This window comes from Streptomyces sp. NPDC027663 (genome assembly GCF_055566415.1).
Genome location: NZ_JBVHSK010000013.1, coordinates 81,480 through 97,849, shown reverse-complemented (window position 1 = coordinate 97,849; position 16,370 = coordinate 81,480). Strand labels below are relative to the sequence as shown.

Genomic DNA, 16,370 nt, shown 5'->3' with positions numbered 1-16,370 from the left:
GAGAGTGCGCGGCCGCCCGAGACCGACGGTGAGAGCACGCGGCCGGCCGAGGCCGACGGTGAGAGCACGCGGCCGGCCGAGACCGACGGTGAGAGCACGCGGCCGGCCGAGGCCGGCGGTGAGAGCACGCGGCCGGCCGAGGCGGACGGGCCGAGCGGTCAGCCGCGCTCCAGCACCGCCATGGCCGCGTTGTGCCCGGGCACCCCGCTCACCCCTCCCCCGCGCACCGCACCCGCCCCGCACAACAGAACGTTGGCGTGCCGGGTCTCCACGCCCCAGCGGCCGGTGCCCTCGTCCTCCTGCACGTACGGCCAGGACAGCGCCCGGTGGAAGATGTTGCCGCCGGGCAGCCGCAGGTCCCGTTCGAGGTCGAGCGGGGTCTTGGCCTCGATGCAGGGGCGGCCGTCGGCGTCGGTGGCCAGGCAGTCGGCGAGGGGTTCGGCGAGGTGGGCGTCGAGCTGGGCGAGGGTGGACTTCAGCAGTTCCTCGCGTACGGCGTCGTTGTCCCGGTCGAAGAGCCGGGCCGGGGTGTGCAGGCCGAAGAGGGTGAGCGTCTGGTAGCCGCGCTCGGCGAGACCGGGGCCGAGGATGGTGGGGTCGGTCAGGGAGTGGCAGTAGATCTCCGAGGGCGGGGTCACGGGGAGTTCGCCGGCCGCGGCCTGGGCGTGGGCGGTGGCCAGTTCCCGGTAGCCCTCGGCGATGTGGAAGGTGCCGGCGAACGCCTCCCGCGGGTCGGCCTCGGGGTCGCGCAGCCTGGGCAGCCGTTCCAGCAGCATGTTGATCTTGAGCTGGGCGCCCTCGGCGGGTTCGGGTGCCGGGTCTCCGGTGAGGGCGGCCAGTGCCTGCGGGGAGGCGTTCACCAGGACGTGCCGGCCGACGGCGACACCCTCGCCGTCGGCCGTGCGATAGGTGACCTCGGCGGTCCGCCCGTCGGTGTGGATGCGGACCGCCTCGTGCCCGGTGGCGACGACCGCGCCCGCCGAGCGGGCCGCCGCGGCCAGCGCGTCGGTGAGGGCGCCCATGCCGCCGACGGGCACGTCCCAGGCGCCGGTGCCACCGCCGATCACGTGGTAGAGGAAGCAGCGGTTCTGGGCGAGGGACGGGTCGTGGGCGTCGGCGAAGGTGCCGATGAGCGCATCGGTGAGGACGACGCCCCGGACCAGGTCGTCGGTGAAGTTCTCCTCGATCGCGACGCCGATCGGCTCCTCGAACAGGGTCCGCCAGGCGGTGTCGTCGTCGATGCGTCGGCGTAGCTCGTCACGGGTGGGCAGCGGTTCGGTGAGCGTCGGGAAGACGCGCTGGGCGAGGCGGCCCGTCATGCCGTAGAAGCGCTGCCAGGCCTCGTACTCGTGGTCCCCGCCGGTCAGCCGGGCGAAGGCGTCGCGGGTGCGCTGCTCGCCGCCGCCGACGAGGAGTCCGGTGGGCCGTCCCGCCCGCTCCACCGGGGTGTACGAGGAGATGGTGCGGGAGCGGACCCGGAAGTCCAGCCCGAGGTCGTCCACGATCTTCCGCGGCAACAGGCTGACCAGGTAGGAGTACCGGGAGAGGCGGGCGTCGACCCCGGCGAACGGACGGGTGGAGACGGCCGCGCCGCCGGTGTGGTCCAGCCGTTCCAGGATCAGCACGGAGCGGCCGGCCCTGGCCAGGTAGGCGGCGGCGACCAGGCCGTTGTGGCCGCCGCCCACGATGACGGCGTCGTACGCGCGGGTTCCCTCGTTCGCAGACATGGTTCTTCGTAGCACGCGGTGATCCGGAACGGCCAGAGGCGGGCCGGGGACGGATCACGGCTGCGCTTTGTGCAGCGCCGGACGCGTCTGCGGGCCGAGCCGTGCCATGGCGCGCAGGATGTGTTTCGGCGGGAGCTGCCAGCGCAGCCGGGCGGGAACACCGCGGAGCAGGACGCCGGTGGCGCGCAGCCGGCGGGTGACGACGGCCGGCGCGGGGGCCGGCCTGCCGTACAGCGCGTGGGCGTACGGCGGCAGGGCGGCGTACGCCAGCTCCGCCACGCGCCGCCACGCCAGTTCGCGCGCCGGGACCAGGAGGGGGTGGGCCGGCGGGCGGAGCAGGAAGTCGTCCACCGTGCGCGCCTCGGGTCCGGCGGCCAGGTCGGGGCGCACCGTCTCGAAGTACGCGGCGAGTTCGGCGCGGCTCGCGGGTACGGTCTCCGGGGCGAGCCCCACCAGGCGGGCGCTGATCCGCTGTTCGGCGATGTACCGGTCGGCCTGGGCGTCGGTGAGCGGGTAGCCGGAACGGCGCATGACGTGGACGTAGGAGTCGATCTCCGCGCAGTGCACCCACAGCAGCAGCTCGGGCTCGTCTACGCCGTACCTTTCGCCGGTGTCCGGGTCGGTCGCCCAGAGCATCTCGTGGATCTTCCGTACCCGGGCCCCGGCGTGCTCGGCGGCCTCGCTCGTGCCGTACGTCGTCGTGCCGACGAAGTTCGCGGTGCGCAGCAGCCGGCCCCAGGCGTCGCGGCGGAAGTCGGAGTTCTGCAGTACCCCGCGGACCGCGCGCGGATGCAGGGCCTGGAGGTAGAGCGCGCGCACACCGGCGATCCACATCATGGGGTCGCCGTGCATCTGCCAGGTCACCGAGCCGGGGCCGAAGAGACCCGGGTCGCCGCGCGTGTCCATGCCGTCCACACCGGCAGTCTGGGCAGCACCCGCGGCCGATATCAAGGCTCGTGCACGGGCGGGGGCTGGACGTGGGTCACGGTGAGGACGGCTGGGTCCCGGGCGCTGAGCACGACGAGGTTCACGTGGGGCAGTGGCACGCGGTCCGGGCGCGCGCGGGCCGGTGCGGGATCTCACCGCGCAGGGTGAGGGTCCCGGTCGCCGTGCTCGGCCGACGTCGTGCTGTGGCTGTACAGGGTGCCCGCCGCACAGGAGCCGTAATGCGGATGCAGCCCACGCGCATGGTGGATCCGGGGCGCTCGCGGAAGGCCGGCCACCCGCCGGCTGCGTCACGTACAAACGCACATGCCATGCCGGCAGAGGGAACGATCGGCTCATGCGATGCGACAGGAGACTTCTCCCTCGCACCTGCGACAGTATGATCGGCGCAGGCACACGGTTGTGGCCGGCTGCCGTGCGAGTCCGTGGACGTGGTCGTCGAGACGGGCTGCCGCGCCGAGTCGGCGGACGTGGTCGTCGAGACACCGTGGACAAGTCCGTTTCTGGATCTTGAGGGAGTGGCTCCGTGATGACCCGTTCCGCGCGGCGGACCCGCCGGACGCTTCGGATGGCCGGCGCAGGTGGCACCGCGCTGCCGGCCCTGAGCGCCTGCTCTTCGTCCGGCTCGGACTCCGGCAGCACGTCGGACTCCCCCGCGCCGGGCTCGGCCGCCGTCTCCGGCGGGGCGCAGCCGGTCCTGCGCAAGGCCGGATCCCTCAAGCCGTGACCTCACCCCGCCCGGCCGGCGCCACGACCGGCCCCCGCCCGAACCGGCCGCTACGCCGCCGCGCCCGCGGAGGAACACCGCCGGCCCTCCTGCTGCCCGCACTGATCGGCCTGGCGTTCCTGGTGCTGCCGCTCGTCGCCCTGCTGATCAGGGCCCCGTGGCGGAGCATGCCCGGCCTGCTGACCAGCACCGAGGCGTGGCAGGCGCTTCAGCTGTCCCTCATCAGCGCCACCGCCGCGACCGCCGTCAGCCTGGTGCTCGGCGTGCCGCTCGCCTGGCTGCTGGCGCGGGTCGAGTTCCCGGGGCGCGGGTTCGTCCGGGCCCTGGTGACGCTGCCGCTCGTGCTGCCCCCGGTCGTCGGCGGTGTGGCCCTGCTCCTCGCCCTGGGCCGCAACGGGGTCATCGGCCAGTGGCTCGACGCCTGGTTCGGGATCACCCTGCCCTTCACCACCACCGGGGTCGTGGTCGCGGAGGCCTTCGTGGCGATGCCGTTCCTGGTCATCAGCGTGGAGGGCACCCTGCGCGCCGCCGACCCCCGCTACGAGGAGGCGGCCACCACGCTCGGCGCGTCCCGCTTCACCGCATTCCGCCGGGTCACCCTCCCGCTGATCGCGCCCGGTGTCGCCGCGGGCGCCGTGCTGGCCTGGGCCCGCGCACTCGGCGAGTTCGGCGCGACGATCACCTTCGCCGGCAACTTCCCCGGCCGCACCCAGACCATGCCCCTCGCCGTCTACCTCGCGCTGCAGAACGACCCCGATGCGGCGATCGCGCTCAGCCTGGTCCTGCTGGCCGTGTCGATCGCGGTACTGGCCGGGCTGCGGGACCGCTGGATGACCGCCTCATGACCGACACCCGCGAGCTCCCCCACGACAGGACGCCGGGGCCGGTCACCGAAGGCCTCGACGCCCGGCTGGTGGTCGAGCGCGGCGCCTTCCGCCTCGATGTGGCGCTGACCGCGGCGCCCGGGGACGTCGTCGCGCTGCTCGGCCCCAACGGCGCCGGCAAGACGACCGCCCTGCGTGCGCTCGCCGGTCTCGTGCCGCTCGCCGGCGGGCATCTCCGGCTCGACGGCGCGGAGCTGGACCGCACGCCCCCCGAGTCGCGCCCGGTGGGCGTGGTCTTCCAGGACTACCTGCTCTTTCCTCACCTGTCCGCGCTGGACAACGTGGCTTTCGGACCGCGCTGCCACGGTGTGCCGAAGTCGCGGGCCCGCGCCCAGGCTGCCGTATGGCTGGACCGGATGGGGCTCGCCGCGCACGCTTCGGCCAAGCCCCGCCGCCTCTCCGGCGGCCAGGCGCAGCGCGTCGCCCTGGCCCGCGCCCTCGCCACCCACCCCCGGCTGCTGCTCCTCGACGAGCCGCTCGCCGCCCTCGACGCCCGCACCCGCCTGGACGTCCGCGCCCAGCTCCGTCACCACCTGGCCGACTTCGAAGCGGTCGCTCTGCTCGTCACACACGATCCGCTGGACGCGATGGTCCTGGCCGACCGCCTCGTCGTCATAGAGGACGGCCGTATCGTCCAGGAGGGCACGCCCTCCGACATCGCCCGGCACCCGCGCACCGACTACATCGCCGACCTGGTGGGCCTGAACCTCTACCGGGGCCGGGCCGCGGGACACACCGTGCGGCTCGACGCGGGACCCGAGATCACGACCACCGAGGATCTCAGCGGAGCGGTTTTCGTCGCGTTCCCGCCCGGTGCGGTCACCCTGTACCGGGACCGTCCCACCGGCTCCAGCGCCCGCAACCTCTGGCGCTGCGAGGTCACCGGCCTGGAGACCCACGGCGACCAGATCCGCGCCGGCCTCGCCGGCGAGCTGCCGCTCGCCGCGGACCTGACGACGGTCGCCGCCGCCGAACTGGACCTGCGTCCCGGGGCCCCCGTCTGGGCGACGGTCAAGGCGGCCCAGACGCACGCGTACCCCGCCTGAGGCGGCCTTGCCCGGCAGCAGGCCGGCCACCGCCTCAGGCTCCCACGGCCACCATCACGACCAGCGGCAGCGGGCGTGCGTCCTGCACTCCCTGCGGCACCTCACCGCGGGCGTGCCCGTCACCCGTGTCGCGGCCATGCTGGGCTACGACAACCGGCCGCCTACACGGCCGCGTTCGAAAAGCTCCTCGGCCGGCCGCCGACGGCACACAAGAGCCCCGGAGGGACACCGGTCGTGCCGGGTGACCGGCCGCGCGGCGACGTTTCGACCGCGAGGATTCTCAACGCGCCGCCGAAGATCACCGCGCGTAGGCTCGATCACATGGTTGAGCATCGCATGGTCGACGTGAACGGCATCCGCCTGCACATCGCCGAGCAAGGCACCGGCCCCCTCGTGGTACTGCTGCACGGCTTCCCCGAGTCGTGGCACTCCTGGCACAACCAGTTCGGACCGCTGGCCGACGCGGGCTTCCGGGCGGTCGCCCCGGACCAGCGGGGCTACGGGCGCAGCGACCACCCGGCCGACGTCGACGCATACACGATCTTGCATCTCGTCGGCGACGTCGTCGGACTGATCCGTGCCCTCGGGGAGAAGAAGGCGTACGTCGTCGGGCACGACTGGGGTGCGCCGGTCGCCTGGCACACCGCTCTGCTGCGGCCGGACATGGTGAGCGCGGTGGCGGGCCTGAGCGTGCCGCCCCCCTTCCGGGGGCCGGAGCCTCCGCTCGTCGCGATGGACCAGAAGTTCGGCGGCCGCTTCTACTGGAACTACTTCAACCGCCCCGGAGTCGCCGACGCCGAGTTCGGCAGGGACGTGCGCACCACCCTCCGGAAGTTCTTCCACTTCGCTTCCGGGGCCGCCCACTCCTCCGGCGAGGTCGAGCAGCCGCTGGTCGACCTCGAGAAGGGGTGGCTGGCGGACATGCCGGATCCCGAGGTGCTGCCGGAGTGGTTCACCGAGGAGGACCTCGACGCGCTCACCGAGAGCTTCTCCCAGGGCTTCACGGGGGCTCTCAACTGGTACCGCAACCTCGACCGCAACTGGGAACTGACCGCTGCCTGGCAGGGGGCCCTCGTCACCCGGCCCGCCCTGTACATCTACGGCGACCGCGATCTCGTGCCTGCCTTCCCCGGCACCCCCGAACTCATCGAGATGCTCCCCGCGCTGATGCCCGATCTGTGGCGGGAGCCCCTCAGGCTGGCGGACTGCGGGCACTGGACCCAGCAGGAACGCCCGGACGAGGTCAACGCGGCACTCGTCGAATTCCTCAGGGCATGTCCCTGAGCGGTGAGCCGGTGGTGGCCGGACCACCCGCACGGAAGGCCGGGACCCGCCCCGGCACCTGGAAGCCTGTGGTGCGCGGCGGTCCGGTGCCGGGGCCGAAGACCGGTGCCGGCAAGCCGAACTCGTAGGATCGTGTCGCCATGAGTCCTGGTCGCGCGGCCGGAGAGCGAGCGAAGCCCCGCCTGCCCATGGATCGCCTCGTCGTCCCTGCCCGCGTCGTAGGCAACGCCTGTCGGATGCAGGACGCACAGACATCAGCGAAGGAATCCCATGATCTTCATCACCGCCAAGTTCCGAGTCCGTCCCGAACACGCCGACCGCTGGCCCGAGATCACCGCCGACTTCACCCGGGCCACGCGCGCCGAACCCGGCTGCCTGTGGTTCGACTGGTCGCGCAGCGTGGCGGAGCCGACGGAGTACGTCCTGGTCGAGGCCTTCCGCGACGACGAGGCGGGAGCCGCGCATGTGCAGTCCGCGCACTTCAAGGCTGCACAGCAGACACTGCCGCCGCATCTGGTCGAGACGCCGCGCATCGTGAACGCGACCGTTCCGCAGGACGATTGGTCGCTCCTCGGGGAGATGGCGGTCCCCGGACAGGAGTAGTTCTCCGTCTGGACGTGCACAGCCCGGCGACCAGATCGCCCATCGCAGGCGCAAGGGTCGCCAGGGCGGCCGCCCGCCTTCGACCGTGAGGCGTTCACACTGCGCAGCACCGTCGGACGCTGCATCGACCGCCTGAGGAACCGGCGCGGCGTGGCCACCCGCTACAGGAAGACCGCCAACGTCTTCCGAGCGAGCGGGACTCCACGTCGCCGGCATCTTCATCTGGTCCGCTCCCTGATCCGAAGGGCGGGACGCACGTTCCGCATCACGTCCGGCAGCCGGGCGGTCGTCGGCGCGGTGAGTTTCGTGACGCGCCCGACTCACCGGTCATCTGATCGATCCCACGGGCTGCCGCACGGGCCATTCTTCACAGCATGACTGACACCCCCCACCCCCCTTCCGCGGAACGCGAGCACGGCCCCGGGACCGCCGACGGCCCGGCCGGCGCAACCCGCAGAACGGTCATAGCCGCCCTCGGCGGTGCGACCCTCGGCGCGGCCGCTCTCGGACTGACGGCCGGGCAGGCGACCGCGACCGCAGGCGGGAACGACGCCGCCCAGCCCCCGACCCGGCCGGCCGCCGACTGCGTCCTCACGCCCGAGCAGACCGAGGGGCCCTACTACCTGGACCTGGAGACGGTCCGCAAGAACATCACCGAGGGCAAGCCCGGCGTGCCCCTCACCCTCCGCGTCAAGGTGATCGACACCGCGACCTGCTCTGCACTGCCCGGCACGGCGGTCGACATCTGGCACTGCGACGCTCTCGGCGTCTACTCCGGATACGTGGCAGGCGGCTCCACCCCGGACACGACCTTCCTGCGCGGCGTGCAACTGACCGACTCCATTGGCGTCGCGGAGTTCACCACCATCTACCCCGGCTGGTACGTCGGCCGTGCCCTCCACATCCACGTCAAGACACATGTCGGCGGCACGGTCACCGACGGCAGGTACCACGGAGGCCACGTCTCCCACACGGGCCAGCTCTACTTCCCGGAGACGTACAACAGCAGGGTCGCCACGTCGGCCCCCTATCGGAGCAATACGGCCACCCGCACGCTCAACGCCAAGGACGGCATCTACCGCAACGGCGGGTCCTCCACGCTGCTGACTCTCACACAGATCGGCAGCGACCTCGGCAAGGGAGTGATCGGCACCGTCGTGCTCGGCATCGATCCCGACGCCGTCCCCTGACGCTCCCGGCCGAGCGGTGGCCGGCCCGCCGCAGCGATGGCGAGCCCTGCCGCTGCGCGGTCGGCCGCCCGCGCCCGCCGCTTGTCGACACGTGCCGGAACGGGTTGTCGCAGGAACCGCGACCGCAGGAGAGACCTACGGCCCTTCAGCGGTGGCCTAGTCGACCCACGGCCGCACTGCGCGCGACGGGAGGACGACGGACTCGAGGATCTCGTCCCGGGAATGGACGGCCGGGAATCGGGGATGACCTGAGCATGACATGTGAGGCGTGCGGCGCACCGCTGGCCGGTGGACCGCGCCGCGGTCGACCGGCTCGCTACTGCTCCGACGCATGCAGACAAAGGGCGTTCAGGCAGCGCTCGGCGCGCCGGACTCCCCGCCGGGCACAGACGGCTGCATCAGCGCCCCCACAGAGCGATGACTCCGCGGCCGCCCAGGTCCGCTGCCTGCCACAGGCCCTCGACTCCTTCGTGGGCCGACGGGCCGAGCTGTCGCGGCTGCGCACCCTGCTGAGGTCATCGCGGCTCCTGACCTTGACCGGTGCCGGCGGCGTCGGAAAGACGCGGCTGGCGCTGGAGTTCGCCAAGGATTCGCCCGGCCGCCACGGGCGGGTCGACCTGGTCGAACTCGACGCGCTGCACGACGGCGCCGCGCTCGCACAGTCCGTCGCCGCCGCGCTGGCCGTGGGCGAACGGGCGGGACGATCCGGTGCCGACGTCCTGGTCCACGCCATCGGCGACGCCCGTCGGCTGTTGATCCTGGACAACTGCGAGCATCTGGCCGAGCCGTGCGCCCGACTGATCGCGACGTTGCTGAGCCACTGCCCTCGGCTACGGATCGTGGCCACCAGTCGAGAGGCCCTGCGCGTACCAGGGGAGACGGTGCTCCGGATCGGTGAGCTGTCGCTGCCGTCGGCCGACGCCGGAGACGACCCGGTCGTCCTTCTGCGGGCAGACGCCGTCCGGCTGTTCGTCGAACGTGCCGCGCACTGCTCACCAGGATTCACGCTCCATCGCGGAAACGGCCGGACGGTCGCCGAGATCTGCCGCAGACTGGACGGCCTCACGCTCGCCGTCGAGCTGGCGGCCCGCCGGGCCGGGACCCTTCCGCTGGGTGACATCCTGGCGGGACTGGGCGACCAGATGTCTTCGCTGTCCCTCCTGACAGGCGGATACCGGACCGGACCCGGGCGCCACAGCGGGCTGGCCGCCGCGATCGACTGGAGCCACCGACTGCTCGATCCGGCCGAACAGGCGGTCTTCCGGCGTCTTGCGGTCCTCGTCGGCGGGTTCGACATGGCCGTGGCGCGGGCAGTCTGCACCGGTGCCGGCATCGCACCGGCGCAGATACCCGGCATCCTGTGTGCCCTGGAGGCCAAGTCCCTGATCACACGTCTCTCGGAGGCGGAGACCGCACGTTTCCGACAGCTGAGCGCCATCCGCGCCTACGCCCTGGAGTGTCTGCGCGCCTCCGGCGAACTGCACACCACCAGGCGCCGGGTCCTCGAGTGGCTGAACGGGCTGGCCGGCCGAGCCGGTGACGAGGTGTTCCCCGACCAGGCCGGCAGCCCGCTGGCCATGGAACGGGACAACCTGGCGGCGGCTTTGGCCGGCCCCGCCGTCCGGGACGGTGCCTCGCTCGCACGGCTGGAACTGGAACTGGCGCGCGTGCACTACGAGCAGGAACAGCCGTCAGCCGCCCGCGCGCTGCTGACGGGACTGCTGCAGGAAGCCGGCGGCCGGGCGCTCGGCGGGGCGGTACCGGCGCTCGCCGCGCGCGTTGCCTGCCAGCGGGCCGACCTGGCACAGGCACTCTCCCTCGGCGAGCGAGCGGTGGCCATGGAGCGCACGCGCAAGCACCCCGCCGGACTTGCCAACGCCTTGGACGCGCGGGCCGCGGCACGGCTGTGCCGCGGGGAATTCGGCGCGGCCGTCGCCGATCTGCGCGAGTGCCTGGATGTCGTCGCCACGCTGGGCACACCCACGGACACCGCGTGGTGCACCCATCACCTGGCCTGGGCGCTGCTCCAGGCGGGCGGGGAACTGGAGGCCGACACACTCATGTCCCGCTGCCTGCCCGTGCTCAGGGCTCACGCCCCCTGGAGCCGGGTCGCGGCTGCCTTGCACACAGCGGGCGCCGTGCGGCTGGCTCTGGGGCATCTGGAAAGTGCCGAGGCGCTGTTCACCGAGGTACTGCGGATCGTCCCCGGCACAAGTGTTCACGCGCTCTACCCGGTGGAGGGCCTGGCCCTCGTGGCCGCCGAGAGCGGCGACATGCGGCGGGCCCTCCTGCTGTGCGAGGCGAGCGCGCAGGCACGCCACCGACTCGACACCGTGTCCGAGGCTCCGTGGCGACGCCAGGTGGAACGAACGGCGGCTCGTGCCCGGACAGGGCTGCCGGCGGCCGCTCGGGACGCGGCCGTCAGCGGCGGCCGTCGGCTGCGCGGGAACCGGCTTGTCGCGTACGCACTGCGGACCGGGAGCGACGACCAGCGCGGGACGACGGACGCCGTGGAGGTCGTCGACGACCGGTCCGCGCTCACCGGGAGGGAGTTCATGGTGGTCCGGCTCGTCGCCGACGGACTGACCAACCGCCAGATCGCGGACCGGCTCGGTCTTTCGGCGCATACGGTCGCCACGCACCTGGACAAGGTGCGCGACAAGCTGGGCATGCGGTCACGCACGCAGATCGCCCTGTGGGTGGCCGCACGGACCAGGGCCGAGGACCCGTACGGCTGACGGATCACCGGCAGTCGTCGTTCTGCAGGAGTTCCGCCCGTTCGAGCCGGCGATTTCGTCGGCGCAGTCGCCCAGGAGACGAAGAGGCAGGAAACGAAGAGGCACGGCGCCTCCGGTCGCCTGCCACTCCGCCGAAGGAGCAGCTCATCGCTGCCGAAGAGGCAGAATCTGGAACTCAGCGGGCCCGGAGGCAGGCATCCCGGCGCGTGATCTGGTGCCGACCATCTTGCTCATGTGCCGACCGAAATGCCTGGTCGCACCCGGTTCAGCGCCGTACCCGTGGCATCCCCAGGCCGATCCAGGAGATGATCTCGCGCTGGATCTCGTTGTTGCCGCCGCCGAAGGTGAAGATGACCGCCGAGCGGTAGCCGCGCTCCAGTTCGCCGTGCAGGACGGCGCTCGCCGAGCCCTCCCGCAAGGGGCCGGCGGCGGCGACGATCTCCATGAGCCAGGCGTACGCGTCCCGGCGGGCCTCGGAGCCGTAGACCTTGACCGCGGAGGCGTCCTGCGGGGTGAGGGTGCCGTCCTGGACGGCGGTCACCATCTGCCAGTTGAGGAGCTTGAGCGCGTCGAGCCGGGTGTGGGTGCGGGCCAGCAGCCGGCGCACCCAGGGCAGGTCGGCCACCCGGCGGCCGTCGGCGAGCTTGGTCTCCCGTGCCCAGCGCTGCACGTCGTGCAGGGCCCGGATGGCCATGGTGCCGTGCGCGGCGAGGGTGACCCGCTCGTGATTGAGCTGGTTGGTGATCAGGCGCCAGCCCTCGTTCTCCTTGCCGACGCGGCGCGAGACGGGGACACGGACGTTCTCGTAGTAGCTCGCGGTGGTGTCATGGGAGGCGAGGGTGCGGATGACCGTGCAGGAGTAGCCGGGGTCCGAGGTCGGCACCAGCAGCATGGTGATGCCCTTGTGCGGTGGGGCCTCGGGGTCGGTGCGCACGGCCAGCCACACCCAGTCGGCGGTGTCGCCGTTGGTCGTCCAGATCTTCTGCCCGTTGACGACGTATTCGTCGCCGTCGCGTACGGCGCGCGTCCTCAGCGAGGCGAGGTCGGTGCCGGCGTCGGGCTCGCTGTAGCCGATCGCGAAGTCGATCTCGCCCGAGAGAACACGGGGCAGGAAGTAGGCCTTCTGCTCGTCGCTGCCGTACCGCATGATCGTCGGCCCGACCGTGTTCAGCGCCATCAGCGGCAGCGGTACGCCGGCCTGGGCAGCCTCGTCGAAGAAGATGAACTGCTCCATCGCCGTCATGCCGCGCCCGCCGTACTCCTCGGGCCAGCCGACGCCGAGCCAGCCGTCCGTGCCGAGGCGGCGGATGGTGTCACGGTAGAACCGCTTCTGCGCGGCCGGGTCGGCGTACCGCGCGTAGGCGTTGTCCGGGACCAGCTCCGCGAAGTAGGCGCGCAGTTCGGTGCGCAGCCGCTGCTGCTCGGGCGTGTGGTCGAGATGCACGGCGCCTCCAGGCTCCCCAAGGGTGGTCCTGACGGCGCACACCGTAGAACGTGTTCCAGAAATTGGGAATGCCGGGCTCGGGATGAGTCCACACGCGGGCCGCCCCGGCCGCGGCGGGGCCGACTGGGCGCGACGACCCCTCGGGCGGGACGACCCCTCGGAAGCACGGCCCCTCAAGCGGGACGGCCCCCTCGGCGGGACGGCTCAGCCGAGCGTCTCCAGGAAGTCCGCGCAGGCTTCCGCGCAGGCCCGGCAGGTCGCCGCGGACGACTCGGCGCCGGGGTGGTCGTCGAAGGCGCGGGCGCACTCCAGGCAGATCGAGCGGCACCAGTCCACCCGGACCCGCATCCCCTCCTCGTCCTGCTGGTTCTCCTCGCTCAGCACCCGGCAGGTGGCGTCGCACACCTCCGCGCACATGATGCCCAGCCGGCGGACACGCTCCTGGCGCTCGGTGCCGTCCGGGTCGACGAGGCTCGCCCGCACGGCGCAGGCCCGGGCACACTCCGTGCACGCCTGCGCGCAGGTGAAGCGGTCCTCCAGGAACCGATAGAGCTGCTGCTGCGAAGTCGGCGGTGTCACAGCATGCGGGTAGCCGGGGCGGGCGGCCACAAACCACAACGCTGGGACCTACGGCGCACTGGCCCGAGGCGGCCGGAACAGCATGGCCCGTCGCCGTGCAGCACCGTCCGATGACCCATAGTGTCCGGGTTCGTCCGGTTCTGAGTGGGGTACTCCTGTCCTATGAACACCGCATCGACGCAGTTGGCCGCAGCGAGCGGCCTGATGAGCCTCGTCCTGTTCATCGTGGCCGTGGCCGTGCTGGCGCTGCTCGCCGGCGGCTTCTGGATGACCTCGCGCGTCCGGTACAACGAGTCCCCGCGCCCACGCCCCGAGGAGCAGCCCACGCTTCCGCCGGAAGGGGCGGTGCACGAGGTCCGGGAGAACAGGGAGTGCGCCGACGTTCCCCAGATCGCCAAGGGGGGCCGCCCGCTCACCCCGTACGAGCTGACCAACATGGACAGCCGGCCGAGCGCGTCGAAGGATCGTCCGCGCTGGAGCAAAGGCTCCAGCGGGTCGTTCGGCGGCGGCGGACTCGGCGCCCACTGAGTCCGGCCCCGTACGCCGCGTACACCGGGTCCCGGTCCTGGGTAACCCGTACGCCCAGCCACACCGAATTCCGGCCCCGGAAACCCCTACGCCGCGTACACCGAGTCGAGTCCCGACGACCGGCCCGGGCGACCCGTACGCCGCGCACACCGGATCCCCGGCCCTGGTAACCCGTACGCCGCCTACGCCGAACCCCGGCAACCTGCCCGGGCAACCCGGCCGAACCGGCCCGCGCGACCGTCGTCGTCCCTAGGAACTCTCCCTGGAGGCGTCCAGGCGGCCGACGCGGGCCACGTTCTGCCGGTCCTCGGAGTCCTGGCTGGGCTCGGCCGTGAACCACGCGTCGAGGATCTCCTTCAACACGGGTTCGGACGTCAGCCTGAGACTCAGGGCGAGCACGTTGGCGTCGTTCCAGCGACGGGCGCCGTCCGCCGTGGTGGCGTCCGTACACAGGGCGGCCCGAACGCCCGGCACCTTGTTGGCCGCGATGGAGGCGCCGGTGCCGGTCCAGCAGCACACCACGGCCTGGTCGGCCGCGCCCTCGGCCACGTCCCGGGCCGCGGCCTCCGAGCAAACCGCCCACCGGGCGTCGGCCCCGGGGCGCAGTGCGCCGTGCTCACGGACGTCATGGCCACGGCGTCGCAGCTCCGCCACCAGGAGGCGTGCCACGGCTTCGTCCATGTCGGAGGAGACGGAGATCCGCATACCCCGGAGCGTAGCGCGTGCGTGCGGTGCCGGCCGGGCCCTGGACATGACGAGCGCCGGACACGACGAGCGCCGGACACGACGAGCGCCGGACACGACGAGCGCCGGACACGACGAGCGCCGGACACGACGGACGGCCCCTGGGGGGCCGTCCGCCGATGCCTGCGGTGTGTGCGGTGCTGCGGTCAGGGATGGTCGGGCTGCTGTGCCGGAGGCACTCCGCCGCCCTCTCCCCCACCCTTTTCGCCCTTGTCCGAGCCGTGTGGGCGGGTGGCCGCCTCACGGTCGGCCCGCTGGCGGGCCTTCAGCTCGCCGACGTCCTGCGGGGTGGCGCCTCCCTTGTCACTGCGCCGCTGTTCGGGCTGCTGCGGATTGGACATGCGCCGGACTCCCTCCGGGTGGTGCGTGCTCCGTGCCGGGTCCGGGTTCCCAGGGCAGCGCGGATGACGCCCGCCGTCGACGGATCGGCTTGGCCCGGGAACGACGCAGGCCGCCGTCGGCAGGCCGGCACGCGGCGCCGGGGCGACGCAGGCCGCCCGCGGGCCGGGTCGGCGTGCGGGAGACGCCGGGCCCCTCGGCGGGCGGCTCACGGCGCCGGGCGGGTCAGGGCCTGGTGGAGGTGTTCGAGGGCGTCCAGCAGCACCGTGCGGTGGTACCAGCTGAGCCAGGCCGAGGTGTCCTCGGCCAGCAGGGCCAGCGACTCGGCCTGCGCGGTGGTCGGCCGGTGGCCGGCCTCGGACCAGTGCAGGGTGATCACGCCGGTGCAGGACCCGGCCGAGGAGAGCACCGGGACACTCCGCAGGGCGTGGGTGCCGGTGCTCAGCAGGACGCGCCGGCAGTCGTCGGCGAGCAGCGCGTCCGTGGCGACGTCGGGCACGTCGACCGGGCGGCCCCGGGTCAGGGCGGCAGCGTCGGCCGTACCTTCGGCCCGGCCCCGTACCAGATGGTCGAGGAACGTTTCCGCGCAGCCGTGGTGCGTCTCCGGCATCAGGGCGTTCGCGGCCGGGTCCACGAACTGCACATAGCCGGCGGGCGCCCGGCCGATGGCCAGCGCCTCGTGCAGGACGGCGTCGGTCATCTGCCGCCGGTAGCGGGGATCCCGGCCGCCGCGGGCCAGGATCCGCAACTGCGGCACGGGCAGGGAACGGCGGCCCGGGAACCAGACCCGGCCGTCCGGGGGCCGGGCCACCACCAGGGCGGAGACGAGGACGCGCAGCGGCACGTTGAAGCGCTGGGAGGCCTCGCGGAGCGCCCGGAACGCGCTGCCGGAGTCCGGCAGGCCGTAGCGAACCATGAGCGCGCCCTGCGCCATCCCGATCACCGGCGCGGTACGCACCCGGGCGCGCAGCGCGCGCACCTCTTTGTGCAGATCCTCGTACGAGGGCCGCAGCGGGTCGGCCATATGGGTCCGCCAGGCGGGCAGCTCATCCACCCGGGCGGCGGCCCGGGCCAGTTCGCGCAGCGCCTCGTCGAGGGTGGCGTACAGCCGTACGCCGTCCAGCCGGGCCAGGTGCACCGCCTCGCGCACACCCGGCCGGGCGCGGACGATGATCAGGTCCGGGCGTCCGGTGCGCGACCGGGTCGTCTCGCTGAGCGTGCGCAGCACGGCCGCGCCGCCGAGCTGGACATGGGCCATGTCCAGCACGGGGCGAAGTCCGGCGCGGTCCGCCTGTTCCAGGTGTCCGCGCAGCTCGTCCGACCAGGCCTGGGCACCGTGGGCGTCGAGGCTGCCCGACATGCGCAGCAGCAGGGCGCCTTCGGCGGGCAGTCCCTCGACGACGGAGGACTCGATGACGAGGGGCGCCGGAGCGGCCGGCCGGCCGGAAGAGGGTTTCATGGCATCACCCAGACAGGACGTCACGAAGTACTGGTTCGGCCTCTTCATGACCGTTGCACCACCTTGCACGGTAGGCCCTCGGCCCTCAACCGCACCGCCGGCCGCGCCGTACGGGGGCATCGGCCGGACGCCG

The 16,370-nt window shown here is 72.8% G+C and carries 16 protein-coding genes; 8 read left to right on the top strand and 8 right to left on the bottom strand.

Going from position 1 to position 16,370, the window contains the following annotated elements; translation table 11 throughout:
* Positions 1 to 158: 158 nt before the first annotated feature.
* Together ACZ4SF_RS28890 and ACZ4SF_RS28885 are read right to left on the bottom strand one after the other, a co-directional pair.
* Positions 159 to 1,727 carry a phytoene desaturase family protein gene (locus ACZ4SF_RS28890; RefSeq protein ID WP_468389766.1) on the bottom strand — a complete coding sequence of 523 codons (1,569 nt, stop codon included), beginning with the start codon at positions 1,725 to 1,727 and terminating at the stop codon, positions 159 to 161.
* Between the two features lie 54 nt (positions 1,728 to 1,781).
* Positions 1,782 to 2,633, bottom strand: coding sequence for an oxygenase MpaB family protein (locus ACZ4SF_RS28885; RefSeq protein WP_468390116.1), 852 nt, complete (start codon positions 2,631 to 2,633; stop codon positions 1,782 to 1,784).
* 568 nt (positions 2,634 to 3,201) lie between these two features.
* Here ACZ4SF_RS28885 and ACZ4SF_RS28880 point away from each other — a divergent pair.
* The 4 genes from ACZ4SF_RS28880 to ACZ4SF_RS28865 all read left to right on the top strand — a co-directional run bounded on the left by ACZ4SF_RS28880 (position 3,202) and on the right by ACZ4SF_RS28865 (position 6,613).
* A complete protein-coding gene (locus ACZ4SF_RS28880; protein WP_468389763.1) occupies positions 3,202 to 3,399 on the top strand; it encodes a hypothetical protein in 198 nt (65 codons plus the stop codon).
* Entirely contained in the window at positions 3,396 to 4,244 is an 849-nt protein-coding gene (modB, locus tag ACZ4SF_RS28875) for a molybdate ABC transporter permease subunit (protein ID WP_468389759.1), read from the top strand. Before ACZ4SF_RS28880 ends, modB begins: the two co-directional genes overlap by 4 nt.
* Entirely contained in the window at positions 4,241 to 5,329 is a 1,089-nt protein-coding gene (locus tag ACZ4SF_RS28870) for an ABC transporter ATP-binding protein (protein ID WP_468389756.1), read from the top strand. The genes modB and ACZ4SF_RS28870 overlap by 4 nt, the downstream gene beginning before the upstream one ends.
* 321 nt (positions 5,330 to 5,650) lie before the next feature.
* On the top strand, positions 5,651 to 6,613 hold the full coding sequence (locus ACZ4SF_RS28865) for an alpha/beta fold hydrolase (RefSeq protein ID WP_468389753.1): 963 nt from the start codon (positions 5,651 to 5,653) through the stop codon (positions 6,611 to 6,613).
* On the opposite strand, the gene ACZ4SF_RS28860 is transcribed toward ACZ4SF_RS28865, so the two are convergent.
* Positions 6,597 to 6,755 carry a hypothetical protein gene (locus ACZ4SF_RS28860; protein WP_468389749.1) on the bottom strand — a complete coding sequence of 53 codons (159 nt, stop codon included), beginning with the start codon at positions 6,753 to 6,755 and terminating at the stop codon, positions 6,597 to 6,599. The two genes, ACZ4SF_RS28865 and ACZ4SF_RS28860, sit on opposite strands and share 17 nt — an antisense overlap.
* A gap of 128 nt (positions 6,756 to 6,883) precedes the next feature.
* Here ACZ4SF_RS28860 and ACZ4SF_RS28855 point away from each other — a divergent pair, with 128 nt between their 5' ends.
* The 3 genes from ACZ4SF_RS28855 (at position 6,884) to ACZ4SF_RS28845 (ending at position 11,144) form a co-directional block, all read left to right on the top strand.
* A complete protein-coding gene (locus ACZ4SF_RS28855; RefSeq protein ID WP_468389746.1) occupies positions 6,884 to 7,216 on the top strand; it encodes a putative quinol monooxygenase in 333 nt (110 codons plus the stop codon).
* A 374-nt stretch (positions 7,217 to 7,590) separates the two neighbouring features.
* Positions 7,591 to 8,406, top strand: coding sequence for an intradiol ring-cleavage dioxygenase (locus tag ACZ4SF_RS28850; RefSeq protein WP_468389743.1), 816 nt, complete (start codon positions 7,591 to 7,593; stop codon positions 8,404 to 8,406).
* A 470-nt stretch (positions 8,407 to 8,876) separates the two neighbouring features.
* Positions 8,877 to 11,144: an ATP-binding protein gene (locus ACZ4SF_RS28845; protein ID WP_468389741.1), complete on the top strand. Its 2,268-nt coding sequence runs from the start codon at positions 8,877 to 8,879 to the stop codon at positions 11,142 to 11,144.
* Positions 11,145 to 11,409: 265 nt separating this feature from the next.
* Here the strand turns inward: ACZ4SF_RS28845 and ACZ4SF_RS28840 are convergent, their stop codons facing one another.
* Both ACZ4SF_RS28840 and ACZ4SF_RS28835 read right to left on the bottom strand, forming a co-directional pair.
* Positions 11,410 to 12,588, bottom strand: coding sequence for an acyl-CoA dehydrogenase family protein (locus ACZ4SF_RS28840; RefSeq protein ID WP_468389738.1), 1,179 nt, complete (start codon positions 12,586 to 12,588; stop codon positions 11,410 to 11,412).
* 204 nt (positions 12,589 to 12,792) lie between these two features.
* Entirely contained in the window at positions 12,793 to 13,167 is a 375-nt protein-coding gene (locus tag ACZ4SF_RS28835) for a four-helix bundle copper-binding protein (protein ID WP_468389735.1), read from the bottom strand.
* Positions 13,168 to 13,329: 162 nt separating this feature from the next.
* Here ACZ4SF_RS28835 and ACZ4SF_RS28830 point away from each other — a divergent pair, with 162 nt between their 5' ends.
* The gene (locus tag ACZ4SF_RS28830; RefSeq protein ID WP_468389732.1) at positions 13,330 to 13,695 is read left to right on the top strand and encodes a DUF6479 family protein; all 366 of its coding nucleotides are present in this window, start codon (positions 13,330 to 13,332) and stop codon (positions 13,693 to 13,695) included.
* 249 nt (positions 13,696 to 13,944) lie between these two features.
* On the opposite strand, the gene ACZ4SF_RS28825 is transcribed toward ACZ4SF_RS28830, so the two are convergent.
* From ACZ4SF_RS28825 to ACZ4SF_RS28815, 3 genes are all read right to left on the bottom strand, one after another.
* Complete coding sequence (locus ACZ4SF_RS28825) at positions 13,945 to 14,400, bottom strand: RpiB/LacA/LacB family sugar-phosphate isomerase (protein WP_468389729.1); 456 nt, start codon at positions 14,398 to 14,400, stop codon at positions 13,945 to 13,947.
* Between the two features lie 185 nt (positions 14,401 to 14,585).
* Entirely contained in the window at positions 14,586 to 14,780 is a 195-nt protein-coding gene (locus ACZ4SF_RS28820) for a hypothetical protein (RefSeq protein ID WP_468389726.1), read from the bottom strand.
* Positions 14,781 to 14,986: 206 nt separating this feature from the next.
* Positions 14,987 to 16,285, bottom strand: a complete 1,299-nt coding sequence (locus ACZ4SF_RS28815) for an ANTAR domain-containing protein (protein WP_468389724.1) — start codon at positions 16,283 to 16,285, stop codon at positions 14,987 to 14,989.
* Positions 16,286 to 16,370: the final 85 nt, after the last annotated feature.

Bases quoted from the DNA above. Each gene is read 5' to 3' on its own strand.
- ACZ4SF_RS28890 (WP_468389766.1), bottom strand. From the start codon at position 1,727: ATGTCTGCGAACGAGGGAACCCGCGCGTACGACGCCGTCATCGTGGGC.
- ACZ4SF_RS28885 (WP_468390116.1), bottom strand. From the start codon at position 2,633: ATGGACACGCGCGGCGACCCGGGTCTCTTCGGCCCCGGCTCGGTGACC.
- ACZ4SF_RS28880 (WP_468389763.1), top strand. From the start codon at position 3,202: ATGACCCGTTCCGCGCGGCGGACCCGCCGGACGCTTCGGATGGCCGGC.
- ACZ4SF_RS28870 (WP_468389756.1), top strand. From the start codon at position 4,241: ATGACCGACACCCGCGAGCTCCCCCACGACAGGACGCCGGGGCCGGTC.
- ACZ4SF_RS28865 (WP_468389753.1), top strand. From the start codon at position 5,651: ATGGTTGAGCATCGCATGGTCGACGTGAACGGCATCCGCCTGCACATC.
- ACZ4SF_RS28860 (WP_468389749.1), bottom strand. From the start codon at position 6,755: ATGGCGACACGATCCTACGAGTTCGGCTTGCCGGCACCGGTCTTCGGC.
- ACZ4SF_RS28855 (WP_468389746.1), top strand. From the start codon at position 6,884: ATGATCTTCATCACCGCCAAGTTCCGAGTCCGTCCCGAACACGCCGAC.
- ACZ4SF_RS28850 (WP_468389743.1), top strand. From the start codon at position 7,591: ATGACTGACACCCCCCACCCCCCTTCCGCGGAACGCGAGCACGGCCCC.
- ACZ4SF_RS28830 (WP_468389732.1), top strand. From the start codon at position 13,330: ATGAACACCGCATCGACGCAGTTGGCCGCAGCGAGCGGCCTGATGAGC.
- ACZ4SF_RS28825 (WP_468389729.1), bottom strand. From the start codon at position 14,400: ATGCGGATCTCCGTCTCCTCCGACATGGACGAAGCCGTGGCACGCCTC.
- ACZ4SF_RS28820 (WP_468389726.1), bottom strand. From the start codon at position 14,780: ATGTCCAATCCGCAGCAGCCCGAACAGCGGCGCAGTGACAAGGGAGGC.
- ACZ4SF_RS28815 (WP_468389724.1), bottom strand. From the start codon at position 16,285: ATGAAGAGGCCGAACCAGTACTTCGTGACGTCCTGTCTGGGTGATGCC.